The sequence below is a fragment of the Streptomyces sp. NPDC048639 genome, from assembly GCF_043199075.1.
Lineage (GTDB): Bacteria > Actinomycetota > Actinomycetes > Streptomycetales > Streptomycetaceae > Streptomyces.
The window spans coordinates 584,700-607,093 of sequence record NZ_JBICVP010000003.1; the positions used below are offsets into that span (position 1 = coordinate 584,700).

General features: G+C 72.8%; 21 protein-coding genes. 9 read left to right on the top strand and 12 right to left on the bottom strand.

The features are described 5' to 3' along the window. Positions 1-197 precede the first annotated feature (197 nt). From ACGFNH_RS10830 to ACGFNH_RS10845, 4 genes are all read right to left on the bottom strand, one after another. Complete coding sequence (locus tag ACGFNH_RS10830) at positions 198-2,048, bottom strand: hypothetical protein (RefSeq protein WP_393652702.1); 1,851 nt, start codon at positions 2,046-2,048, stop codon at positions 198-200. Continuing rightward, the gene (locus ACGFNH_RS10835) at positions 2,045-4,072 is read right to left on the bottom strand and encodes a DUF3492 domain-containing protein (RefSeq protein WP_393652703.1); all 2,028 of its coding nucleotides are present in this window, start codon (positions 4,070-4,072) and stop codon (positions 2,045-2,047) included. Before ACGFNH_RS10835 ends, ACGFNH_RS10830 begins: the two co-directional genes overlap by 4 nt. Positions 4,073-4,487: 415 nt before the next feature. Next, entirely contained in the window at positions 4,488-5,504 is a 1,017-nt protein-coding gene (locus ACGFNH_RS10840; RefSeq protein WP_393652704.1) for a DUF3152 domain-containing protein, read from the bottom strand. Positions 5,505-6,090: 586 nt separating this feature from the next. Beyond that, entirely contained in the window at positions 6,091-7,110 is a 1,020-nt protein-coding gene (locus tag ACGFNH_RS10845) for an alpha/beta fold hydrolase (RefSeq protein ID WP_393652705.1), read from the bottom strand. 124 nt (positions 7,111-7,234) lie between these two features. Here ACGFNH_RS10845 and ACGFNH_RS10850 point away from each other — a divergent pair, with 124 nt between their 5' ends. The 4 genes from ACGFNH_RS10850 (at position 7,235) to ACGFNH_RS10865 (ending at position 9,103) form a co-directional block, all read left to right on the top strand. Next, positions 7,235-7,456 carry a hypothetical protein gene (locus tag ACGFNH_RS10850; RefSeq protein WP_393652706.1) on the top strand — a complete coding sequence of 74 codons (222 nt, stop codon included), beginning with the start codon at positions 7,235-7,237 and terminating at the stop codon, positions 7,454-7,456. Between the two features lie 154 nt (positions 7,457-7,610). Continuing rightward, positions 7,611-8,249, top strand: a complete 639-nt coding sequence (locus ACGFNH_RS10855; RefSeq protein ID WP_393652707.1) for a TetR/AcrR family transcriptional regulator — start codon at positions 7,611-7,613, stop codon at positions 8,247-8,249. 160 nt (positions 8,250-8,409) lie between these two features. Continuing rightward, positions 8,410-8,637 carry a DUF3107 domain-containing protein gene (locus tag ACGFNH_RS10860; RefSeq protein WP_393652708.1) on the top strand — a complete coding sequence of 76 codons (228 nt, stop codon included), beginning with the start codon at positions 8,410-8,412 and terminating at the stop codon, positions 8,635-8,637. Positions 8,638-8,833: 196 nt separating this feature from the next. After that, a complete protein-coding gene (locus tag ACGFNH_RS10865; RefSeq protein ID WP_393652709.1) occupies positions 8,834-9,103 on the top strand; it encodes a hypothetical protein in 270 nt (89 codons plus the stop codon). Positions 9,104-9,202: 99 nt separating this feature from the next. Here ACGFNH_RS10865 and ACGFNH_RS10870 read toward each other — a convergent pair whose 3' ends face one another. Then, the gene (locus ACGFNH_RS10870; protein ID WP_393652710.1) at positions 9,203-9,961 is read right to left on the bottom strand and encodes a ferritin-like fold-containing protein; all 759 of its coding nucleotides are present in this window, start codon (positions 9,959-9,961) and stop codon (positions 9,203-9,205) included. 467 nt (positions 9,962-10,428) lie between these two features. Between ACGFNH_RS10870 and ACGFNH_RS10875 the strand changes: the two genes are divergently transcribed. Together ACGFNH_RS10875 and ACGFNH_RS10880 are read left to right on the top strand one after the other, a co-directional pair. Beyond that, positions 10,429-12,015 carry a DEAD/DEAH box helicase gene (locus ACGFNH_RS10875; protein WP_393652711.1) on the top strand — a complete coding sequence of 529 codons (1,587 nt, stop codon included), beginning with the start codon at positions 10,429-10,431 and terminating at the stop codon, positions 12,013-12,015. 245 nt (positions 12,016-12,260) lie between these two features. Further along, positions 12,261-13,166, top strand: a complete 906-nt coding sequence (locus tag ACGFNH_RS10880; RefSeq protein ID WP_393652712.1) for an alpha/beta fold hydrolase — start codon at positions 12,261-12,263, stop codon at positions 13,164-13,166. On the opposite strand, the gene ACGFNH_RS10885 is transcribed toward ACGFNH_RS10880, so the two are convergent. Then, on the bottom strand, positions 13,163-14,095 hold the full coding sequence (locus ACGFNH_RS10885) for an NYN domain-containing protein (RefSeq protein WP_393652713.1): 933 nt from the start codon (positions 14,093-14,095) through the stop codon (positions 13,163-13,165). The two genes, ACGFNH_RS10880 and ACGFNH_RS10885, sit on opposite strands and share 4 nt — an antisense overlap. A gap of 258 nt (positions 14,096-14,353) precedes the next feature. Between ACGFNH_RS10885 and ACGFNH_RS10890 the strand changes: the two genes are divergently transcribed. Beyond that, the gene (locus ACGFNH_RS10890; RefSeq protein WP_393652714.1) at positions 14,354-14,506 is read left to right on the top strand and encodes a hypothetical protein; all 153 of its coding nucleotides are present in this window, start codon (positions 14,354-14,356) and stop codon (positions 14,504-14,506) included. A 180-nt stretch (positions 14,507-14,686) separates the two neighbouring features. On the opposite strand, the gene ACGFNH_RS10895 is transcribed toward ACGFNH_RS10890, so the two are convergent. From ACGFNH_RS10895 to ACGFNH_RS10910, 4 genes are all read right to left on the bottom strand, one after another. Beyond that, a complete protein-coding gene (locus ACGFNH_RS10895) occupies positions 14,687-15,292 on the bottom strand; it encodes a MarC family protein (protein WP_393652715.1) in 606 nt (201 codons plus the stop codon). 94 nt (positions 15,293-15,386) lie between these two features. After that, positions 15,387-16,247: a PHP domain-containing protein gene (locus ACGFNH_RS10900; RefSeq protein WP_393652716.1), complete on the bottom strand. Its 861-nt coding sequence runs from the start codon at positions 16,245-16,247 to the stop codon at positions 15,387-15,389. A 216-nt stretch (positions 16,248-16,463) separates the two neighbouring features. Next, positions 16,464-17,102, bottom strand: coding sequence for a DUF6758 family protein (locus ACGFNH_RS10905; RefSeq protein WP_393652717.1), 639 nt, complete (start codon positions 17,100-17,102; stop codon positions 16,464-16,466). A 173-nt stretch (positions 17,103-17,275) separates the two neighbouring features. Continuing rightward, on the bottom strand, positions 17,276-17,872 hold the full coding sequence (locus ACGFNH_RS10910; RefSeq protein WP_393652718.1) for a suppressor of fused domain protein: 597 nt from the start codon (positions 17,870-17,872) through the stop codon (positions 17,276-17,278). A 485-nt stretch (positions 17,873-18,357) separates the two neighbouring features. On the opposite strand from ACGFNH_RS10910, the gene ACGFNH_RS10915 reads away from it, so the two are divergent. Continuing rightward, a complete protein-coding gene (locus tag ACGFNH_RS10915) occupies positions 18,358-19,467 on the top strand; it encodes a magnesium and cobalt transport protein CorA (RefSeq protein ID WP_393652719.1) in 1,110 nt (369 codons plus the stop codon). 149 nt (positions 19,468-19,616) lie between these two features. Here the strand turns inward: ACGFNH_RS10915 and ACGFNH_RS10920 are convergent, their stop codons facing one another. Beyond that, on the bottom strand, positions 19,617-20,537 hold the full coding sequence (locus tag ACGFNH_RS10920; RefSeq protein ID WP_393652932.1) for a DMT family transporter: 921 nt from the start codon (positions 20,535-20,537) through the stop codon (positions 19,617-19,619). A gap of 296 nt (positions 20,538-20,833) precedes the next feature. Here ACGFNH_RS10920 and ACGFNH_RS10925 point away from each other — a divergent pair, with 296 nt between their 5' ends. Then, complete coding sequence (locus ACGFNH_RS10925) at positions 20,834-21,364, top strand: hypothetical protein (RefSeq protein WP_393652720.1); 531 nt, start codon at positions 20,834-20,836, stop codon at positions 21,362-21,364. A gap of 84 nt (positions 21,365-21,448) precedes the next feature. Here the strand turns inward: ACGFNH_RS10925 and ACGFNH_RS10930 are convergent, their stop codons facing one another. Next, positions 21,449-22,222, bottom strand: coding sequence for a hypothetical protein (locus ACGFNH_RS10930; RefSeq protein ID WP_393652721.1), 774 nt, complete (start codon positions 22,220-22,222; stop codon positions 21,449-21,451). Positions 22,223-22,394: the final 172 nt, after the last annotated feature.

Genomic DNA, 22,394 nt, shown 5'->3' on the forward strand with positions numbered 1-22,394 from the left:
TTCTCGAACGGGTACGGGGCGGCGCCGGCGCGGGCGTGGAGCGGGCCCGCGGTGCGGGGGCGGGCGGGAGGCCGGGCCGGCGATGCCGGATTCAGTGGTGTCATCTCGGGTTCTCCTAGAAGGACGTGCCGGATCCGCGGTGGAACCGGGGTGAGGGTCCATCGGGGTCGGGCGGGGTCGTTCGGGCGGTCAGGCGGTCATCGCGGGTCCGCGGGGAGCCGGGTGTGTGCCTCGGCGCGGGAGAGGGTGACGGTGGCGTGCACCAGGAGGAGGAGCGCGGCGGCGGCGCAGGCCGCGAGCGGTACGGTCCCGGGTCCGTACCGGGCGACCACCGCCTCGACCGGGCGGCCGAGCACACCGCACCCGGGCAGCCGCGCCGCCGCGGCCGCGCCGAGTGCCAGAGCCTCGACCGCACAGGCCGCGGCTAGTCCGCGGGCCGCGGCCGACGGCCGGCCGTGAACGGCGAGCAGACGGGCCACGAAGATCAGGGCGCCGAGGGCCGCGGGCGCGGCGGCGGCCGACAAGGCCTCCCGGATCAGGACGGCGTACGAGGCGTCGTGGTGCACCGCGCCGTACCAGCCGCCCGCGGCCAGGGCCGCCGCGCGGGCCGCCATCAGCAGCGTCACGAGCGCGGCCAGGAAGAGGCCGGTGGCCACCGGGAGTGACGGGCGGATGCCCGCCGAGAAGTCCTCCAGACCGCGACTGGCCGCGAGCCTGCTGCGGGCGCGTACGGCGAACCACCGGGCGCACCAAGCCGCGGGGGCGACCGCGAAAGCGAGGGCGACGACGGCCGGGGCCGCGAAGGCGGCGGCGTCGGGTGCGGCGGCGAGCGGCCACAACGGGCCGTGCGCACCGGCCCATTGGGCGAGCAGCGCGTCGCCGACCAGGAGGTGACCGAGCAGCCAGCACGTCCACAGCGGTGCGGTACCGGCGGCCGCGCCGCGCAGGCTCAGCGGCCCGCGCCGTACACACAGCCGCAGCGCCACCGCGACAGCGACGGCACCCGCGGCGGCGATCCCCAGCCGTACGGGCTGACCGGCCGTCACAAAGGCTTCGGCGCCGAGCGTGGCCGCGGCGCACGCGGCTCCCGCTCCCGGCAGCAGATACAGCAGGCGCCGCGACCGGGGCGCGGGCGGGGCCTCGGGGGCGGTGGCCCGCGGCCGGTGCGCGGGGTACTCCGCCCGGGGAACACGCGCGTAGAGCTCCTCCGCGAGGGAGAACACATCGCGGTGCCGGAAGCGGGCGGCGGTCCGGTCCGTGACGCCGTGCGCCTCCAGTCCTGCGGCGATCTCGAGCGGGTCGATGGCCCGCTCGCACAGCGCGCGATGCCGGTGCATCAGCGCCTTCACCGGGTCGGCCGGGCCGCGCCGGGACGCCGGCCGTGCGGACCTCCGCGTCTGTGCGGACACCTGCGGAACCGCGGGTCCGGACTCAACGGGACGCCGGTGGGCGGGGGTCGGGGTGTGCTCGGGCTCAACCGGGCACCGGGGTACGGCGAAGGGGTCGCTCGCGCCGTGCCGGGCAGACGCGGCGGGCGTGACGGGCATGACGGGCATAACGGGCGAAGCCGGACGCGCCGCGCCGGGCAGAGCCGCTGCGCCGGTGATCCGGTCCGCGTCGCGCTCGGCGCCGAGCCCCGGGTCCTGCGGGGGAATCACGCCCAGGCGGTGGGGAGTGACGACCGGGTCGAACCAGGTGCGGTCCGCCTCGGAGGCCGGTCCGGGCACGCCGCCCTCGGAGCGCCGCTCGGCGATCCGCTGCCGCGCGGCGGCGAGGGAGCTCGCGCCCGATGCCCCGGCGTCCTCGTGTTCCATGTCCGGGCCTGCGGGGCGGGCGCCGTCCGTTGCGTCGTCGTACGCGCTTCCGTCCCCGTAGGCGGCGCCGTCCCCGTACGCGCTTCCGTCCTGGTACGCGGCCCCGTCTCCGTACGCGCTGGTGCCGGTGCCTCCTTCGGCCGCCGGGGGCGTCGGATCCTCCTCCTGCGCGGACGGAAGAGCGCCGCTCCGGTCCGGCCACCACGAGCCGTCCGTCGTATGGGGACTGGTCATGCCCGGGCCTCCCTGAGCGGGGCGTGACGGGTGAACGGCATGCCGACACCCACGGGTTCGGCACCGGCCCCGGCAACGGCACCCACCGGATCGGAACCGGTTACGGCCGGCCCGGCGCCCGCTCGGCCCGTCTCGGCGCCCTGCGCCGGACCCGCACCGGCGGGTGCACCGCCGGCATCCGCGCTCGCCGGTTCGGCGCCGTGTCGGGCCGCCGTCCTGCCGTCGTCGCGCAACGGCCCGTCCGCCGCCCACGCCGGGGTGTGGGACAGGACCATCTGGCCCGGACCGGCGTCCCGCCCAGGACCCGGCCGGGCGCCGCCGGAGCGGGCCCAGCGGCCGGGGACATGGGCCTCGGCGGGGCGGGCGAAGGGCTGCGGTTCGCCTCCCGTGTCGGCCGGCTCCCGCTGGACCGGGCAGCGCGACATCAGCTCCAGGTAGATGCCACGAAATGCCGCGATGTTCTGCTCGACGGTGAAGATCTCGAGCGCCCGGGCCCGCGCGGCAGCCCCCAGCCGGGCCCGGCGGTCCGGGTCGCGGAGCAGCGTCACGCAGGCGTCCGCCAGCGCCCGGGGGTTGCGCGGGGGCACCACCAGGCCCGTACCGCCGATGACCTCGCAGACGGCGCCGGCGTCGGTCGAGACCGTGGCCCGGCCGCAGAGCATGGCCTCGACCAGACCGACCGGGAAGCCCTCCACCACGCTGGACTGCACGACCACCGTGGCGGCGGCGTACGCGTCGGCGAGTTCGGGGACTTCCGGGTCGCCGATTCCCTCGAACGAGACCGGGTTGTCGCCGACGCTCACCGCGCTCTCGGCCTCGTCGGGGAACAACTGGGCGGCCAGGACGCGGCAGTGGGCGTCGTACCCGGCCGCCTCGGGCCCGTGCCCGGGCGCCCCGACGATCCGCAGCCGGGCCGCCGGCTCCGACTCCCGTACCAGCCGGAAGGCATGGAGCAGGGCCACCAGGTCCTTCGCCGGTTCGATCCGGCCGACCCAGACCAGCGTGCGGTCGTCCGCCATCCGGTCCGGCGCGGCACCCGCTTCGCCGGTCCGGTCGGCATCGCCCACGGCGGCGAAGGGCCGTGCGTCCATTCCGGGATAAACCGTCCGCAGCTTGGCACGGTCGGCGCCGCAGCGCTCCTGCCAGCGGTACGCGTGGGTGTTGCCGGGTGTGATGAGCGACGCCTGGGCGTACACCTCGGTCGCCAACTGCCGCTGGAAGGAGGCGAGCAGGGCGCGCACAGGGGCGGTCAGGGGTGCGGCGGCGGAGGCGAGGTAGTGCTCGCGGAGCCGTACGCCATACTCGGTCACGAGCAGGGGGATCCCGTAGAAGCGCTTGGCGATCAGGCCGGGCAGGGCCGCTGTGCCTCCGGACGTCGCGTGGCAGAGGTCGACGCCGCCCAGGCCCGCGTCGCCCTCGCCGTACCAGTCGAGGGACAACGGCCGCAGTGCGCGCTCAAGTCCCTCGAGCACGGCGAGTACGTCGGAGAGCTGCGCCCCGTGCGCGCCGCGGAGGGCGCCGGGGGCACGGCAAGCCGTCTCAAGGGCGCGCACGGCCGCCTCGGAGCGGAGGGCGGAGCGCAACCCGCCCTGTTCCTGGGCGAGTTCGGCGAGTCCGTAGAGACCACTGGCGAAACGGTCCGCCTGGGTGCCCCCGGCCGGCGGAGCCTCCGCCGCGGACGCGGGTGAGGCCTCCGGTGCGGCCCCGCAGACCGCCGCGACGAGATCCGTGAAGTGCGCGGCGAACCGGCGCCGCTCGCGCCGGCCGTAACCGCGCGCCCGCGTGCGCCCCTTGAGGCCGTCCCGCTGCGGGTCCTCGGCCGTCCCCCACAACGGCGCCGTGCGCACCCGGGTCACGTGCGGCGGCAGTTCGAGCAGGCCGTGCGCTTCCTGACGCTCGCTGCGGCTCAGCGCATGGACGGCGAACTCGTGCTGCGCGAGACCGCGCACGAGACGGTCGCACCACACCCTTGCCTCACCGGTCGCATACGGATACCCACCCTCCGTAAGCAGTCCTACGCGCACGTGTGCACCCCCGTACTCGATCACTTGGCCGCCGAGTGGCAGCGAAGAGACCGTATGCGGGCCTGCGGGCAGTGCGATGGACGGTTGTCCATCGCACCACCGGAAGGGGTGAACGGTCGTGACTTTCGCTGTAGATCGACGTTGCGACGCGCTAAAGACAGCGGCACCGCGCCCCGTATCCCCACGCAACGGGCAGGTCAGACCCCGCTGCGCCCGGGCCGTCCGGCACGGCGGCCGGCCGCGACTCCCGGGGTACGGACCCCTACGACTGCGGGCGCGAGCAGACCCCCCAGGTGGCGGAGGGCTCGTACGCCCCGTGCGCCACGCGCCGTTCCGCACATCGGCTCATCCCGCATCGGACATCGCCTATCGGACCTCACACGGGACAGGCTCTCCCCGTGCGGGCGGGAGGGGATCAACCCTTGGGGTACGGCCAGGCGTTGGGCTTGCAGATGCGACCGTCGGTCGCCAGGTACTTGGTCTGCTGCATCATGACCGGCGCCAGTGCTCCCGACTTGGGGCACCCCTCGTGCCCGAGCCCGAGGCGGTGCCCCACCTCGTGGTTGATGAGCATTTCGCGGTACGTCAGCATCTTGTCGTCGCCGTAGGTCTCCGCGCCCTGGGCCCACCGGTAGGCGTTGATCATGACGCGCTCCGTGGAGGCGGAGTCGCAGGAGACGTTGTCGACGGTGGTGTCGAGACCGGACTTCGCGCACCAGGTCGCGGTGGTGCCCGGACTGGCAAGGGTGATCACCCAGTCAGGTTCGCCGGATGAGACCCGCTCGAAGGTGCGGGTGCCACCGCGGCCCCAACTGCGGCGATCGTTGAGGGTCTTCTGCACGGCCTGCGCGAACAGCTTCCCGTCGAGAGGGAGTTTCTTCTCGACATCCACGCGGTACCGCACGACCTCGCCCCTGCCGGGTGCCTTGTCGCGGCCGCCGACCGTCGCGAAGTCGCCCGACCCGGAGAGCCGTTCGTCGAGCGGGTACAGAGCGACCATCTTCTGGTCGTAGGTGACGGGAGCGGCGGGGGGCTTGGTCGGCGCGGGCCGGTTGTCGGAGCGGGAGGTGTCACGGGTGTCCTCGCGCGGCGCCTTGCTCGCGCCCGGCGACGCGGCGCGGCCCCGGTCGCCACCGACGAACTCCCCCGCGGCGACGACGGCGAGCACCGTGATCACGGCCGCGGCGGCGATGCCGGTGAACGTGCGGCCCTTCCCGCCCTTGGGGCGTCGAGTGCCGGGCTCGGCGTGGGACGCCGCGCCGTCGCCCGCCCCCTCCGTCTCGCGGAGGTCCACGGGCGCGGTTGCGGCGATCCTCTCCCTCGCGCCGCGTTCGCGCCCACCGCGCCCACCGCGCCCGCCGGGCCCGCCGGGCCCGCCGCCGTGGACGTCGTCATCGAATGCGTCGATGTACTCCTGCCGCGGCCTCGGCACGAACACGCCTCCTGGCGGGGTTTGGGTGGCAGCGGCGGTGGCTGACGCGGTGACGGATCCGGACGCGGATCCGTATCCGGGGGATGCCGAAGCGGCGGCGCCGGGTCCGCGGCGCCCCTGACGGTACGCGGGAACTCCGTTCGGCGGCGTGCCCGGGCCGTATGCCGGAACCCCGTGCGGCGGGGTTCCGGGACCGTATGCGGGAGCCGGCGGGCCGGACCGGCGCGGACCGGGTTCCGGCGCCGGGAAGGGCCTGCCCTGGACGGGCACCCCGTGCGATGGCGTGCCCTGCCGGGCGCCGGGCCCACCCGGTGAACCGTCCCCGCGCGGCGGCGGTCCGCCGAAGCGCATGCCGTGCGGCGGCGTTCCGTTGTGGATGACCGGTGTGCCGTGGGGCGGAGTCGGCGCTGCCGGCGCGGCGCCCCGGGCGCCGCCCTGTTCGCGCTGTTCGGGACGGCCGCCGCGGACATCGCGCGGCTGCTGCGCGCCGGGGCCCCGGATGATCCGTGGGGCTGCCTCCCCGTCAGCGGATTCCCGCCCTGGCGCCGGATCCGTTGCAGCGGCCGCATCGTTGCGGCCGCGACGGCTATGACGTCCCACGCGTCGACTCAGCTCCTGCCCGCTTCGCGGCCGTGGCCGCTGTCGTCGTCCCCGCGGCCTTCTCGTCATCCATCAACTCGCGGAAGGCCCGCGCCACCACATCGGGATACTCCATCATCGATACGTGCCCGGCCTCCGGCAGCGTCAGGAGCCGCGAGTCGCGAAAAGCCCGCGACGCGCGGGCAGCCATGCGGAAGGAGACCAGCTTGTCCCGTCCGCCGTACACGAGCAAGGTCGGCGCGAGCACACGCTCGGCCTGCCGCCACAGGGAATGCTGGCCGCCAAGCGTGTACGCGTCAACGACGCCGCGCGAGGAGCGCGCTATCACGTCCCAGAAGTACGGCAGTGCGAGCCGCCGTTCGTACTCGGCGACGGCGGCGGTGAAGCCGTCCGGATCGACGCGGCCCGGGTCGCCGTAGCAGAGGGCCAGCACCTCCAGGGCTCGCCGCTCGGCGGTCCACTCCCGGGTCAGGCGCGCGAAGAGATTGGTCACTCCGGGCACGGCGAGCAGCGCGGTGGGCAGCGCGGAGATCTGCGGGCGCAGTTCGGGCAGCGCGGGCGAGACGAGCGTGAGCGTTCGGACCAGGTCGGGGCGGACCGCGGCGACGCGGGTGGTGACGGCCCCGCCCAGCGAGTTGCCGAAGAGGTGGACGGGCCCGCGGCCGGCGGCGTCGAGGTGGCGGATGACGGCCCGCGCGTGTCCCGAGATGGAGTAGTCGCCGTCGTCCGGCGGCGCCGAGTGCCCGAAGCCGGGCAGGTCGAGGGCCTCGCCGTCCACCGTCTCCTCGAGGGACTTCATGAGGGCGGACCAGTTGAGCGACGAGCCTCCGAGTCCGTGCACGTACAGCGCCGGAGGAAGACACTCGCGGGCCGGCGGTCTGGTCCGTACGGTCAGATTGAGCCCCGGCAGCACGACCGGGCGCAGTTCCTCTCCGGCAGCACGGGCACCTCGCTGCTGGATTGCGGCGTGCGGGGCGCGGGTACCCGGCAGCTCGGTCGAAGACATGCGGCAATGTTACGAGACGATCACGCTGTGGCTTGTGTGGCGGCCGTCACACATTGTCATGGTGCAGCACACCCCGCCTCATAGGCTCGTGTAGAGGGCGCCCGCCCTGGAAAGGGGAGACTGCATGTCTGTCGACCCAACTGATCCCGAGACCTTCGAGGACGACCTCGAGCAGCCGGAGGAAATCGACGTCGAGGCCCCCGAGGCCGACGCCGTCGAGCAGCACGCCGAACTGGTGGAGGGGCGCGATGCCCCGCTCGACGACCTCACTCTGGAATCCGCCGATCCCGCCGACGCCGCAGAACAGGCGCGGGTCGTCGAGCAGAATGAGGACGACTACCGGTGATCTGCCCTTTTTGTCATCCCCCTAGCGCACCGGGCAATCTGTCCGGACCGTGAAATTCTGTGCCCGCACCGAGCACACCCGGGTTACCCGAAAGTACGATGGCGGACGCGGTGGACATGGCGTCGCCGCACACGGAACGACCATGGGAGGCGGCGTGACAGCCATCGAGCAGACCGAGGCGCGCCCGCGAGGCACGCGCCTGCCGCGCCGTGCCCGACGCAACCAGCTCCTGGGCGCGGCCCAGGAGGTCTTCGTCGCGCAGGGCTACCACTCGGCGGCAATGGACGACATCGCCGAGCGGGCGGGGGTGAGCAAGCCGGTGCTGTACCAGCACTTCCCCGGCAAGCTCGACCTCTACCTGGCACTGCTGGACCAGCATTGCGAAGCGCTGCTGCAGGCGGTGCGCACGGCACTCGCCTCGACCTCGGACAACAAGCTGCGCGTGGCGGCCACGATGGACGCCTACTTCGCGTACGTCGAGGACGAGGGCGGCGCGTTCCGGCTGGTCTTCGAGTCCGACCTGACGAACGAGCCCGCGGTGCGCGACCGCGTGGACAAGGTCAGCCTGGACTGCGCGAAGGCCGTCAGCGAGGTCATCGCGGAGGACACCGACCTCCCGGCCGACCAGTCGATGCTCCTCGCCGTGGCGCTGTGCGGCATGGCGCAGATCACCGCGCGCTACTGGCTGGGGTCCGGGCAGAAGCTGCCCCGGGACGCCGCGGCCAAGCTCGTCTCGTCACTGTCCTGGCGCGGTATCGCGGGCTTCCCGCTGCACGGCGCGAGCCGCTCGTAGGCGCGGCGGCCCACCCGGCGCGTGCCCGCGCGGCGCGCCCAAGGCGTTGTTCGCTCCTGGCGTGCACGAACGGCGGTCGGGAGGTCCCCGCACCGGGCTAATGTGTGCTGCGTACAGCGCGGCTGTCCGCGCACCCTACTGACCGTCGGAGGACGAAGCCGTGGAGGTCAAGATCGGCGTGCAGCACGCGCCCCGCGAGATCACCTTGGAGAGCGAGCAGTCTGCCGAGGAGGTCGAGCGAGCGGTGGCCGAGGCGCTCGCCGGCAAGGCGCAGCTCCTGAGTCTGGTGGACGACCATGGCCGCAAGGTCCTGGTTCCCGCAGACCGGCTGGCCTACGTGGAGATCGGTGAGCCGACCGCCCGCAAGGTCGGCTTCGGCGCCGCGTAACCGCGCCGCGCGTCACCCGCGCTGAGCAGCACGAACCCGTCACGGCGGTCGGGTGGTCGGATACGACCACTTGGCCGCCGTACGCGTGTCTCCCGCAGGATCCTGGCGGAGGATTACGTTCCGGAGGGCCGGGGTACGACGGCCGTGGACCGGTTTGCACCTGCCTGTTCGGCTGTCATGCGGGAGGGACGACACGATGATCCTGGAAGCGCTCGGCTCGCTACTGATCGGCCTCGCGGTCGCCTACGCAGGCACGCGCTGGCTGCCCGAGCGGCTCCCGGCCCGGCCCCTCGTACTCGCCACCGGCGCGGTCGCCGCGCTCTTCGGCGGCCTGATCACTTACACCGTCGTGGGTGATGAATTCCCGCTCGCGACGCTGTTCGGGGCCCTGGTCGTGGGCGTGGCGCTGCTGTCGCTGCTGATCCGCCCGGCAGGAGGCTGGGTCCGCCGCTCGGCCGCGGCCTGACGGTCCTCTCCGGAACCGCCGGGCCGCCGCCTTTCCGGCCCGCCCGGCCCCGCGACAGGAGCACGGCCGTCGCGGGAGTTCGGGAGGGACGTACGGGGTTCAGGCCGCGAGGCCCAGCGCGGCCATCCGCTTGGTGTGGGCTTCGGTGATCCGCGAGAACATCTTGCCGACCTCGGCCAGGTCGAAGCCGTCGGCGACCCCGCCCACGAGCATCGTCGACAGCGCGTCGCGGTCCGCCACGACCCGCTGCGCCTGGCTGAGCGCCTCGCCCATCAGTCGCCGCGCCCAGAGCGCCAGCCGTCCGCCGACCCGCGGCTCGGCCTCGATGGCGGCGCGCACCTTCTCGACCGCGAAGGTGGCATGGCCGGTGTCGTCCAGGACGCGGAGCACCAGGTCACGGGTGTCGGTGTCCAGACGCGCCGCCACCTCGCGATAGAAGTCACTCGCGATCGAGTCCCCCACGTAGGCCTTGACCAGGCCTTCGAGCCAGTCGGAGGGCGCGGTCTGGCGGTGGAACTCGTCCAGCGCGGCCGCGAACGGCTCCATGGCCTCGGTCGGGGAGGCCTCGATCGCCGCGAGACGGTCCCGCAACTGCTCGAAGTGGTGGAATTCGGCGGAGGCCATTTTCGCCAGCTCCGCCTTGTCCTCCAGGCTCGGCGCCAGCTTGGCGTCCTCGGCGAGCCGCTCGAAGGCCGCCAGCTCGCCGTACGCGAGGGCGCCGAGCAGGTCGACGACGGCCGCCCGGTACTGCGGGTCGGCGGATGCCTGCGCCCAATCCTGGGCGGCGATTCCCGTGTGATTCCCGGCGCTCCCGGTGTCGATTTCGGCGGGGGCGGTGGTCTCGTCAGGCGTCTCCATGAAGCGCACAATAGCCCGCTCGTGGCCGTGCGGAAGTCCCTGGTCAGGCATGTGCGACGGTGGGCGCTACCCGAATGACCCAACACATGTGCGCGAATCCGGGGTATGGTGGTAAAGAGCCTGCCGGTCATACGGTGGGTGCTCTGATGAATGCGGATGCCCGGTCGGTGGCCCGATCGGCTCCGACCGACAGCCCTCCCCGCGGGACGTGCAGCCGCACGAACCGCTGAGCGAGGGGCCCGCTCGCGGTGCGAGTGGATGTGCGAGAGCCAGTGGTCCTGCGCCGATGACGGCCAACCCACGGCCGACTGAATTCCGGGTGCGGTACGACCCCCCCCTCGCCTTCTGCCGCCGCGTTTCACAGAAGAGGCAAAATCCTGACTACGTTCCGAGACCTCGGGATCCTTTCCGAGACAGCCGAAGCCCTTGAGGCAGTCGGCATCACGTCCCCCTTTCCCATCCAGGAGATGACGCTCCCCGTCGCGCTTTCCGGCAGCGACGTCATCGGCCAGGCCAAGACCGGCACCGGCAAGACGCTCGGTTTCGGCCTTCCGCTGCTCGATCGCGTCGTCGTACCCGCGGACGTCGAGGCGGGCCGGGCCGAGCCCGGCGCCATCACCGAGAGCCCGCAGGCGCTCGTGGTCGTCCCGACCCGCGAGCTGTGCCAGCAGGTCACCAACGACCTTCAGACCGCCGGCAAGGTCCGTAACGTCCGTGTGCTGTCGATCTACGGCGGCCGCGCCTACGAGCCCCAGGTCGAGGCCCTGAAGAAGGGCGTCGACGTGGTCGTCGGCACCCCCGGCCGGCTGCTGGACCTGGCGGGCCAGAAGAAGCTGCGCCTCTCCGAGGTCAAGGTGCTCGTCCTCGACGAGGCCGACGAGATGCTCGACCTGGGCTTCCTGCCCGACGTCGAGAAGATCGTCCAGCAGCTTCCCGCCAAGCGTCAGACGATGCTGTTCTCCGCGACGATGCCCGGCCAGGTCATCTCGCTCGCGCGGCGCTACATGTCGCAGCCCACGCACATCCGGGCCACCGCTCCGGACGACGAGGGCGCGACCGTCGCGAACATCACACAGCACATCTTCCGCGCGCACTCGCTCGACAAGCCCGAGCTGGTGGCCCGCATCCTCCAGGCCGATGGCCGCGGCCTATCGATGATCTTCTGCCGTACCAAGCGCACGGCGGCCGACATCGCCGAGCAGCTCGCGCGGCGCGGCTTCGCGTCCGGCGCCGTTCACGGCGACCTCGGCCAGGGCGCGCGCGAGCAGGCACTGCGCGCGTTCCGCAACGGCAAGGTGGACGTCCTGGTGTGCACCGATGTCGCCGCGCGCGGCATCGACGTCGAAGGCGTCACGCACGTCATCAACTACCAGTCGCCCGAGGACGAGAAGATGTACCTGCACCGCATCGGCCGTACGGGCCGCGCGGGCCGGTCGGGTACGGCCATCACGCTGGTCGACTGGGACGACATCCCGCGCTGGAAGCTGGTCAACAAGGCGCTGGACCTGCCGTTCGACGAGCCGGAGGAGACCTACTCCACCTCCGCCCACCTCTACGAGGTACTGGGCATCCCCGAGGGCACGACCGGCGTTCTGCCCCGGGCCGAGCGGACCCGAGCGGGTCTGGCGGCCGAGGAGATCGAGGACCTGGGCGAGACCGGCGGCCGCGGCCGCCGGGGCGTACGGCCTGCCGAGGTCGTCGAAGAGGAGAGGCCGAAGCGCACACGCACACCGCGTACGCGACGCCGGACCCGCAACGGGGTTCCCATCGCCGATGACGCGGCGGGCACCGTCTCCGATGCGGCGAAGGCCGCCACGCCGGACGCCGGTGACCCGGAGTCCGGGTCCGCCGACGCGCCGGGCGACGCCGCCAAGCGTCCGCGGCGCCGCCGCCGTACGCGCGGCGGTGCGGCCGGTGCCGAGGGCGCGGCTCCGGCCGCTGAGCAGGCTCCGGAGGTCGCGGCGACCGCAGCGGAAGGCGCGGAGGGCGAGGCGGCATCCAAGCCCCGCCGTCGCCGCCGCACCCGCGCCCGTACTGCCACTCCGGAGAGCTGACCGGCACCGGCCAGTTGTACCGACGGCCCGCACCCCCGCGACGGGGTGCGGGCCGTCGGCCGTCATGGGGCACGGCAGGCGCCCGGTGGCTGTGACGGCCGGCGGCCGACGCTCGCGGGTCGTGCGAGGTCCGGGGAGGGGGCGTGGGGGATGCGAGGGACGGAGCCCACGGCGGCGCCGCGGCGCGCGACGGTGGACGTCCCGGTGACGCCCCGCCGTCACATGGGCCGGATAGCCTCATCCGCATGAGCAGGCCGCCCTCTCTCTTCCTCCCCTCGTGCGCCCGCGCACACCGGCTCCGCACCTCCCGCGGCGACTTCGCCGTGCACGAGGCCGTGCCCCCCGCCGGGACGCCTCCGCGCGGCCATGCGCTGCTCGTGCCCGGCTTCACCGGCAGCAAGGAGGACTTCATCGCGCTGCTGGAGCCGCTCGCGCTGCGCGGCTTCCGCGTCGTCGCCGTGGACGGCCGCGGCCAGCACGAGTCCGAGGGGCCGCGCGACGAGAGCGCGTACGCGCAGGAGGAGCTGGCGCAGGACGTCCTCGCGCAGACGGCGGCCGCGTTCGGCGGCGCAGAGCGGGTGCATCTGCTCGGGCACTCGCTCGGCGGTCTGATCACCCGGGCCGCGCTGATCAAGGACCCGTCCCCGTACGCCTCGTTCACGATCATGAGCTCGGGTCCCGGGGCCATCGCGCAGACCCAGCAGCAGCGGACCCGCATGCTCATCGACGTGCTCGCCGATCCCAAGACCGACATGGAGTGGATCTGGCGCGCGATGCGCTCGCTGGACCCGCCGGAGGCCGCCAAGGAATCGACGCCGCGGGAGATCGCCGCATTCCTCCGCCGCCGCTGGCTGAACACCGTTCCCGAGCAGCTCATCGCGACCGGGCGGCAACTCGTCGGCGAACCGGACCGAGTCGCCGAACTCGCCGCCGTCCCGCTGCCGAAGCATGTGCTGTCAGGTGCCGTCGACTACGCGTGGCCCATCGCGCTCATGGACGACATGGCCGTACGCCTCGGGGCCCGCCGCACCGTGATCGAGAGCGCCGAGCACTCCCCCGGCGCCGAGCGGCCCGAGCCCACGGCCCGTGCGCTCGCCGACTTCTGGGAGCGGTCCGGCCCCGAAGGGGCAGCCGGGGACCCCGCGTCCTAGAGCTGCGCCTGCAGGTGGTCCCAGAAGCCGTCCCGCAGCGCCCGCCGCAGGTCCGCGTGGCCGCGCAGTGAGCGCTGGAGCAGCCCCTCGGCCTCGATGAGCAGTTCCTGATCGGTGGAGCCGGGCAGATACGGATGGCCGGGGAGGAGTTCGGCCAGCGTGTCCCGGCCGCGCTCGACCAGCCACTGCGCGGCGATCCGCGCCCCCACGAACCGCATGTCCTCACGGCCCGGCCTGGGCCCTGCCGCGCTCCCGGCCGGCGGCTCGTCGTACAGCACGGTCCGCCGCGTCACGTACGGCTTGCAGAAGTCGAGCTCGAACGTCCGCTGGCTGTCGACCTCCCAGAGCAGCGGGTCGGCCTGGTTGCGGCCGGTCAGCGCCTCGATGCCCCACAGGTGCACGCGGGCGCCGTAGCCCTGCGCCGCCTCGACCGCCGACACCAGGTCCTCGTCGCCGCCGATGAGGACGGCGTCGCTGATGGCGCGGTTGCGGGCGAGGGTCTCCAGGTCCGTACGGATCAGGGAGTCGACGCCCTTCTGCTGGTTGTTGGCGTTGAGGTTGCCGAGTCGGACCTTGACGTCGGGGAGCTCGGCGATGCGCTGCTGCTCGGTGGTGTGGAGGCGGCGGCGGGCGCCGTCGTACCAGTACACGCGCAGCAGCCGGCTGTCGGGGAAGATCGTCCGCGCCTTGTCGATGAACGCCTCGATGAGCCCTTCGGCGTCGAGCTCGAACGCCCGCCGGTCCTCCTCCCCGGCGACCAGCCGGCCCATCGCCGCGTAGATGTAGCCGGCGTCCACGAAGATCGCGTGGATGGAGGGAGTGGTCGACACCTTGGCGAGCACGCGCTGAAGCAGCTCGTTGGTCTGCTCGATTCCTGCAGCAACCGCGGAGAGGTCGGCGTGGGGCCCCAGGGGCTCTGCGTTCGTCATACGAGCCTCATTGTTCGGGCGGCCCGCCGATGGCACAACCTGTCGCCTCACCGCGGGGTAGTTAGACGGCTGAAAATTTTCGTTAGCGTAGGGAATGATTGCATGGTGCACCTCGTTTGACACCTGTAGAACCTGCGATACGGACGTGCGCAATCCATCATTAACAGTCTGATAACGACCATGACTTGGCGGGGCACCACCCTGGATGGCCTGCCCAGCACGTTCTCCTGCAGGAGGAAACGGACGAAGGGAGAAGCCATGCGCTTCGAGATCATGCGCCTCGACGACATAGACGGTGCCGCCGTCGACAGCACTGTCGTGGACGCCGCCTCCGTCGACCGGATCGTGCAGCAGGCCGCAGCGTCCGGCCAGCGCATCTACATCCGCCCGGCCGAAACCGCGGTCCTGTAACCCTCGAGCGATCAGCGCCACCGCTCCATCGCACGACGAACCACGACAGCGCACGACAGCGCACGACGACAGCGCCCCCGTACGACGGTGTACGGGGGCGCTTGCGGTCGTCGGCCTCGACGAGACCGTCCGCACGGGCCCGGAGGCACAGGTGCCCGGGCCCGTCAGGACAGCGAGGGATCAGGAGCCGTTGATCACCTGCGTGACGCCGTTGATGATCTGCTGCACCGCCAGGGCCGACAGCATCATTCCGGCCAGCCGCGTCACCAGCACCACCCCGCCGTCCTTGATCACGCGGATGATCAGCAGCGAGTAGCGCATCGTCACCCACAGGACGACGTGCATCGCCACGATGGCCAGCCAGACCGACACCTGCGCCGCGGCGCCGTCCGCGCGCTGCACCGCGAGGATGACCGACACGATCGCGCCGGGTCCGGCCAGCAGCGGCATGCCGAGCGGCACCAGCGCGGCATTCACGTCCTTGGTCTGGGTGGGCTCCTCCGACTTCCCCGTCAGCAGGTCGAGCGCGATGAGCAGAAGCAGCAGCCCGCCCGCGATCATCAGCGCCGGCACCGACACATGCAGATAGTCGAGGATCTGCTGGCCGCAGAGGCCGAAGACCGCGATGACACCGAAGGCGACGGCCGCCGCCTGCAGGGCCATCCTGCGCTGGATCTTGACCGGGCGGCCGGAGGTCAGGGCGAGGAAGATCGGGGTGATCCCCGGCGGGTCCATGATGACGAAGAGCGTGACGAAGAGGGATCCGAAGACAGCGAAGTCGAACACAGTGATGTGGCCTTGCGGGAACAGGGGTCCGCGGCGCGAGCGCACCGCGGGCGGACAGGTTAAGGGCAGGGGAAAAGCGGAGGGAAGAAGCGGTTCAGACCCGGCCGCCCGTACCGGGTACGGGGAAGGCCCCGGTCGCACGGCGCACGATCTCGGCGTAGACCTCGGGGTCGGTCGTGTACTCCCCGAGGCGGCAGGTCTTGCGCTCGCCGTGGTAGTCGCTGGAGCCGGTGGCGAGCAGGCCGAGGTCGGCGGCGAGGCCGTGCAGCCGCTCGCGCGTCGCCGCGTCGTGGTCCATGTGGTCGGCCTCGATGCCGTCGAGGCCGGCGGCGGTCAGCTCCGCGATGGCGTGCTCGGGAACGCACGCGCCGCGTTTGACGGCCAGCGGGTGGGCGAAGACGGTGACCCCGCCCGCTGCCTTCACCAGGCGGATCGCATCGAACGGGTCGAGCTCGTGCTTCTCGGCGTACGCGCGGCCGCCATCGGCCAGCCAGTCGGGCGTGAAGGCGTCGGAGACGCTGTCGACGACGCCCAGTTCGACCAGCGCGGTGGCCACGTGCGGGCGCCCCACGGCGCCGTCCCCCGCGATCTCGGCCACCCGCTCCCAGGTGACGGGCACCCCCAGCTCGCGCAGCTTGCCGACCATGGCCTGCGCGCGGGGCACCCGGTCGTCCCGTACGAGTTCGCGCTCACGCGCCAGCTCGGGCTCCTCGGGATCGAAGAGGTACGCCAGCAAGTGCAGCGACACCCCGTCCAGGCGGCACGACAGCTCCGCACCGGTGACCAGGGTCAGTCCCTCGGGCAGCGCGGCCGCCGCCTCCGCATGCCCGCCGACGGTGTCGTGGTCGGTGAGCGCGACGACGTCCAGCCCGGCCCCGGCGGCGTGCCGTACGAGCTGGGCGGGGGTGTCCGTGCCGTCCGAGGCAGTGGAGTGGGTGTGCAGGTCGATGCGCACGGCACGGCTCCAAGCTGCGAGGTCGGACGGGGGGACGCTTCAGGATAACCGCGCGGGCACCCCTCCCCGTCCGGCCGGTCCTCCTGTCCCTGTCCCTGCCCCTGCCGCGCGGTGCCGGGGTGGTCGCCGCCCGCGGCGCCCGGACGGGACGCCGGCGCGCGGTGGCGCAGGGCAACGCGCGACGGTCAGGGCGGGTGGCCAGGGGCAGCGCAGTGGTCAGGACAGGATGCGGGGGGTGAGCGCGCCGCAGGGCACCAGCTCCACCTCCGCGCCGGCGTCCCGCAGATCGGTGAGCACCAGCTCGTCGTACATCAGCAGGCCGGACTGCTCCGGCCAGAGGATCGCCCAGAGCCAGAGTCCCCGAGCCTCCCCCGCGAAGACCGCGCGGTTCGGGGGCGCGCTCTCGACGTGCCAGAGCGGTGTGGGGCGGCCGGCGGCGTGGACCTTCACATGGGGCGACCGGTCCACGGCGATGTAGGGTCCCGGGTCCGGCCCGGGGACTCCGGCGTAGCGCGCCCCGAGTCCGACGCCCAACTCCTCGGCCACCAGCAGCAGTTCACCCATGCCGCCCACCGGGCCGGGGCCTGAGCAGGCGACCGCGGTCGCGCGTCCGCCGGTGCGGTCGTCGCCCGCCGTCGCCACGCCGGTGAACAGCCAGCCGAGCGGCAGCGGCCAGGGCATCCAGACCGGGACCTGGGCCCGCTTCACGACGACGCCGAGCGCTTCGACGCTCGGCGGGATGACCGGCTGCAGCGGGTGCACCGTGCCGTGCACATCACACTGCCATGAGTCGGAGAAGAGGCCGGGCGCACGGACCCGGCCACCGCACTTCGGGCAACTGGGTTCGCCCCTCATAGGGCCCCACGGTCCTACCCCTCCGTGCTCGCGTCAAGGACGACCAGCGGTTGCGTCTCCGCGTCCAGGACGATCACCCGTCCGGAGCCGCGGCCGGGAACGGCCCGCCGGCGCATCCCCGCACCCCGCACCCCCGCGCCCCAGCACCCGGCCCGATCGAGCGCTGCGGGGCCTCAGTCCAGCGGCACCCCCGCGCGCAGCGGGTCGCGCAGGTCGGTGCCGTACGTGAGCCAGCGCTTCTCCAGGGCGCCCGCACCGTGGACCCGTTTCCAGGCCGCCTCGTTGGGCGTCATCGGCAGCAGCGGCAGGAAGCGGACCGGGTCCAGCGGCGGCGGCATCTCCAGGTCCTCGACCAGACCGCCGGATTCGGCCACCAGCACCGAGGTGAACTGCGCCTCCGGCCACAGCGGCTCGCCCAGGTCGAGCGAGGCACCGGGCGCCACGACGACCCCCTCAACCTGGGGCGCGGCGGCGAGAACCGCGAGGGACCGGAGCACCCTGTCGGTCTCCGCGCTCCCCGCGCGTACGGACAGCAGCAGCTCGGCGCGCGGCCCGCGGACGGGGTCCGCGAGGGCGGCCGTGGGGTCGGTCATCGGCTGGGCGGACATGCCGAGCGTGGCGTAGCGCACCACCGCGCCGTCGCCGGAGACATCCGAGAAGCGGAGGATCTCGATGCGATCGGTGCCGAGGAAGGTGACGGCGGCCCGCCCGTCCGGCTCGCCGAGTGCGGTGAGCAGCCGGGCCTCGACCAGCCCAAGAACATCTGACATGGCGTGAGCATAGAACGCGTATACAGCAGGCAAAGGAGCGACTGGGCGCCCTGGTGGGCTGATACTGTTGACCGCTGGTTCAGGGCAGCACTCAGCGCACCGCTGACAGCCCTGCCGACCAGTCCGTCTCGCGGCGCTTCGCCGCGATCGGTGCTTCCCCCACGGGGGACCGGCCGGAGGAGGTGGGACTGCGGTGGATCCGAGTCGACCGTGCAGTACCAGCAGCCCTTCCGTGCCCTGCACCGTCACCGCACCCGCGGCCTGACCTACCCCGCACCCCCACCGCGAAACCACTGACTTTTTCGCAGGGGCCCACCGGGATTCGCGGACGCCGGAAGAGCGATTTTCGTCTCACACGAACAGCGTCACGCCGTCACCGCGGCACAGCGGTGTCGCCCGCTTTGCCGACGTACGATGCTGTACGTCCGCATTCCGGGCGGCAGTGCCCGTCCGCCGCCGACGGCCGGCCCGTGAAGGAGCCCGCCATGTCGATGATCCGCGAACTGCGCGCAGCCGTCCGCCCCGCCCTGCGCCGGGGCCACACCGGCTACGGACCAGGGGGCGGCGACCCCACCGGACTCCTCTCCTCTGTGGTGGACTGCGCGGTCTACCGCGACGGTGCCCGCGTCAAGGACCAGCTCACCCCGCACGAAGCGCTGGAGCGCGCCCGCTCGGACGGCGGCTTCGTCTGGATCGGTCTGCACGAGCCGACCGAGCAGGAATTCTCCGGTATCGCCTCGGAGTTCGGCCTCCACCCGCTCGCCGTCGAGGACGCCGTGCACGCCCACCAGCGGCCCAAGCTGGAGCGCTACGACGATTCGCTGTTCACCGTCTTCAAGACCATCCACTACGTGGAGCACACCGAGCTGACCGCGACCAGCGAGGTCGTCGAGACCGGCGAGGTGATGTGCTTCACCGGCCGGAACTTCATCATCACCGTCCGGCACGGCGGGCAGGGCTCGCTGCGCGCGCTGCGCCACCGGCTCGAGGACGACCCCGAGCTCCTCGCCAAGGGTCCCTCCGCCGTGCTGCACGCCATCGCCGACCAGGTCGTCGACGGCTACATCGCAGTCGCCGACGCCGTCCAGGACGACATCGACGAGGTGGAGATCGCGGTCTTCAGCTCGACGCCGAACGGCGGTTCGGCGCGTGGCGCCGACGCGGGCCGCATCTACCAGCTCAAGCGGGAGGTCCTGGAGTTCAAGCGGGCCGTCTCCCCGCTGCTGCGGCCCATGCAGCTGCTGAGCGAGCGGCCCATGCGGCTGGTCGACCCGGACATCCAGAAGTACTTCCGCGATGTCGCCGACCACCTCGCACGGGTCAACGAGCAGGTGGTGGCCTTCGACGACCTGCTCAACTCCATTCTCCAGGCCAACCTCGCGCAGGCGACGGTCGCGCAGAACGAGGACATGCGCAAGATCACCGCCTGGGCGGCGATCATCGCGGTCCCCACCATGATCTGCGGGGTCTACGGCATGAACTTCGAGTACATGCCGGAACTCAAGTGGAAGTACGGCTACCCGCTGGTGATGGGCGTGATCTTCGCCATCTGCTTCTCGATCCACCGCGGCTTCAAGCGCAACGGCTGGCTGTAGGCGGCGAGTTCGTCCGGTACGCCCGACCCCGGTACGCCCGGCCCCGCACGGCGCCTCCGTACGGGACTCGCGCAACCGCGCTGCCGTAGCACCGAGCGCCGCCGCAGCGACGCCGTAGCGACGCCGGGCCGTCCCGCCGTCGCGGTTCCTCAGGGGTCCGCGCGTGGGACCGGTGCCGGGGCGCCGCGGCGGTCTCCCACGATCACCAGCACCAGACCGGCGAGGATCACGGCGAGCGCGGGGTAGGCGGCGGCCGGAGGCGTCTGGCCGAGCCACACCGCCGCGATCAGGGCCGCGCCCGGGGTCTCCAGCAGGACCGCCGTCGAGGTGATGGAGGGGCCGAGGCCGCGGACGACCCGGTTGAGCAGCGAGTGGCCGAGGAACTGCGCGGCGACGGTCAGCACGGCGAGCTTCAACCAGGTCTCACCGCTGTACCCGGTGACGGCGGAGCCGGACACCAGGCAGGTGGCGAGCAGCAGCGCGGCGGTCGTGGAGTAGCAGACGTAGGTGTACGCGGTGGTGCTGACACTGCGCCGCACCTCGGACCCGATCAGGACGTATCCGGCCGCCGCGATGCCGCCGCCCAGCGCGAGCGCGTCGCCCGCGAGCGCCCGCGGCGACAGCGACAGATCGACGCCGGTCAGGAGCACGACGCCGAGGAACGCGACGGCGGTGCCCGCCCAGACGAGACCGGGCGGCCGGTGCCCGCGTATCCGCAGCAGGATCGTGGTCCAGATCGGCGTCGTCGTCACCAGCGCGGTCGAGGAGGCCACCGAGGTGAGGTGGAGGCTGGGCAGCCAGAGCCCGAAGTGCACCGCGAGCAGAACCCCCGAGGCGGCGGACAGCCACAGCGCCCTGCCGCCCATCCCGCGCAGCTCGGCCCGGTGCCGCAGCAGTGCGACCGGTGACAGCGCGCCGACCGCCATCGCGTTCCGCCAGAACGCGATGGCCAGGGCCGGCGCCGCGGTCGCGGCGATGAGCGGTGCGGAGAAGGAGATCCCGGACACCGCTACGGCGAGGAGCAGCAGATCGAGCCGTGCCGGCGAGGTGAGGGCGCCGGGCGTGGACAGGCTCGGGGCCCGGGCCTGTTCACGCTGCTGGGCTGGGCTGCGGCGCACGGGCTCCTCGCGGAAGGTCAGGGACGGAACCCCCTCAGCGTAAGGGGCATGCCGGGGCCATGGAACTGACCGTCCGCCGGATGGGACGGGCCGCGAGGCATACGGTCCGCAGGCTGGATGTGCACGGTCCGCAGGCCGAAGGCGTACGGCAGAACCGGGACGTACGGTCCGCAGGTGGCAGACCGGGCGCCGCGAGCGGGACGACCGGGCTCCGCGGGCTGCGGATGGTGCGGCATAAGCTGAGCGCCATGACGCAGACGACCCTCATGGACCGTGCCCTCATCGAGGAGGCCACCAAGAAGTCCGGCCTCATCTGGGTCCAGGGCGACGGCGCTGAGGCGCCGTCGCGCGCCCTGTGGCACGTATGGCACGAGGGCGCCGTCTGCCTCGTGGGCGACGGCCCCGGCGAGCAGCCGTTCACCGGTCTCGCTCTCGCCGACGGCGGGTCCGCCACCGTGACCGTGCGCAGCAAGGACAAGGGCGGCCGGATGGTGGCCTGGCACGCGCGCGTCGCCGAACTCGCGCCCGGCGGTGAGCCGTGGGAAGCGGCGGTGGCCGAGCTCAAGGGGAAGCGGCTCAACACCCCCGACGCCGAGCAGGTGACCGAGCGCTGGGCCCGTGAGTGCCGCGTGCTGCGGCTGGAGCCCGACGGCTCGACCGCCGGGCTGCCCGACGGCTCGCTGGCCGCCGCACCGGCGCAGACCCCGGCGACCACGCGCAGGCCGATCCCCGCAGCCCTGCCCCGGCTGCTGCGCCCCGGGCGGAAGAAGCGCGGCTGAGACCCGGGCGGAGGACGGCCGGTGGTCCGGCGAACCTGGCAGGGGAAATGGCCGGAGAACCGCCGAACAGCCGCCGCCCGACGGTCAGTTGCCCGTCGTGATCTGCCTGCCGTAGTCGACGATGTGGTCCTTGTTCGGCGCCTTGAGGGTGAAGTCCTTGTTCCAGTCGACGAGTTCGAGGACACCCGCCCCTCCGGCCCGCTGCAACCGCAGCGGATACGGCGTGCCCTCCAGGGACACATCGAGCGCGCCGCCCTTCGCGTCCCCGTCCCCGACGGTGATGCGGACCGTACGGATCCCGGCGACCGTGCCGCGGTCACCGGCCTCCAGGCCTCCGCGCAGATCGAGCAGCCCGTCCATCAGCAGCTCCATGTCGGTGAAGCCGCTCAGCTGCTGGTACGCGGGGTCGCCCGAGGGGACCTTGACGTACTTGTCGCCGAGCTTGCTGGCCGCCTCCTCGTCCGACTTGGACGGCTGTCCACCGCCCTCCTGGCTGGCCCAGAAGTTCGCGTCCGCCTTCAGATAGAGATCGTCGCCGACCCGCAGCATCTCGAAGGTCTTGCCCTTCGTGGAGACCTGGCCGATGCCGCCGCCCCTCTCGCCCCGCTTCAGCCGCACGTCGAGCTTGTACGTGCGCCCCTGCGAGACGACGGTGCCGGAAAGCCGTACCGAACTCGCCTTGCCGACCGCGGTGAGGGCCTTGCGCTCGATCTTCTGCGGGGAGAGCTTCCCGACGCCGTTCGTCCCGGCGTCGGGGTCTTCCTCGGCACACCCCACGAGCCCCACGGCGAGCGCCGTGCACACCGCTCCCACGAGCGCGGCGGTCCGTGGGCGGGGCAATGCAGTCACGTCGGTCATGCCTCCTGATCGGCGGGGCCTCGGCAGCAGACGCAGCGTACCGGGGTGGTCCGGGCCTCATGGGGGCGCCCGCCCCTCGCTGAGTTCCGGGTGCGTGACACTCGCCATATTCGGGGCGGTGATCCCTCTCAGCGCTTTCCGGAGGCCGCCTCCCGAGCCGTACCATCGGGGC

Bases quoted from the DNA above. Each gene is read 5' to 3' on its own strand.
- ACGFNH_RS10830 (WP_393652702.1), bottom strand. From the start codon at position 2,048: ATGACCAGTCCCCATACGACGGACGGCTCGTGGTGGCCGGACCGGAGC.
- ACGFNH_RS10845 (WP_393652705.1), bottom strand. From the start codon at position 7,110: ATGTCTTCGACCGAGCTGCCGGGTACCCGCGCCCCGCACGCCGCAATC.
- ACGFNH_RS10850 (WP_393652706.1), top strand. From the start codon at position 7,235: ATGTCTGTCGACCCAACTGATCCCGAGACCTTCGAGGACGACCTCGAG.
- ACGFNH_RS10865 (WP_393652709.1), top strand. From the start codon at position 8,834: ATGATCCTGGAAGCGCTCGGCTCGCTACTGATCGGCCTCGCGGTCGCC.
- ACGFNH_RS10870 (WP_393652710.1), bottom strand. From the start codon at position 9,961: ATGGAGACGCCTGACGAGACCACCGCCCCCGCCGAAATCGACACCGGG.
- ACGFNH_RS10875 (WP_393652711.1), top strand. From the start codon at position 10,429: ATGACGCTCCCCGTCGCGCTTTCCGGCAGCGACGTCATCGGCCAGGCC.
- ACGFNH_RS10880 (WP_393652712.1), top strand. From the start codon at position 12,261: ATGAGCAGGCCGCCCTCTCTCTTCCTCCCCTCGTGCGCCCGCGCACAC.
- ACGFNH_RS10885 (WP_393652713.1), bottom strand. From the start codon at position 14,095: ATGACGAACGCAGAGCCCCTGGGGCCCCACGCCGACCTCTCCGCGGTT.
- ACGFNH_RS10890 (WP_393652714.1), top strand. From the start codon at position 14,354: ATGCGCTTCGAGATCATGCGCCTCGACGACATAGACGGTGCCGCCGTC.
- ACGFNH_RS10905 (WP_393652717.1), bottom strand. From the start codon at position 17,102: ATGAGGGGCGAACCCAGTTGCCCGAAGTGCGGTGGCCGGGTCCGTGCG.
- ACGFNH_RS10910 (WP_393652718.1), bottom strand. From the start codon at position 17,872: ATGTCAGATGTTCTTGGGCTGGTCGAGGCCCGGCTGCTCACCGCACTC.
- ACGFNH_RS10915 (WP_393652719.1), top strand. From the start codon at position 18,358: ATGTCGATGATCCGCGAACTGCGCGCAGCCGTCCGCCCCGCCCTGCGC.
- ACGFNH_RS10925 (WP_393652720.1), top strand. From the start codon at position 20,834: ATGACGCAGACGACCCTCATGGACCGTGCCCTCATCGAGGAGGCCACC.
- ACGFNH_RS10930 (WP_393652721.1), bottom strand. From the start codon at position 22,222: ATGACCGACGTGACTGCATTGCCCCGCCCACGGACCGCCGCGCTCGTG.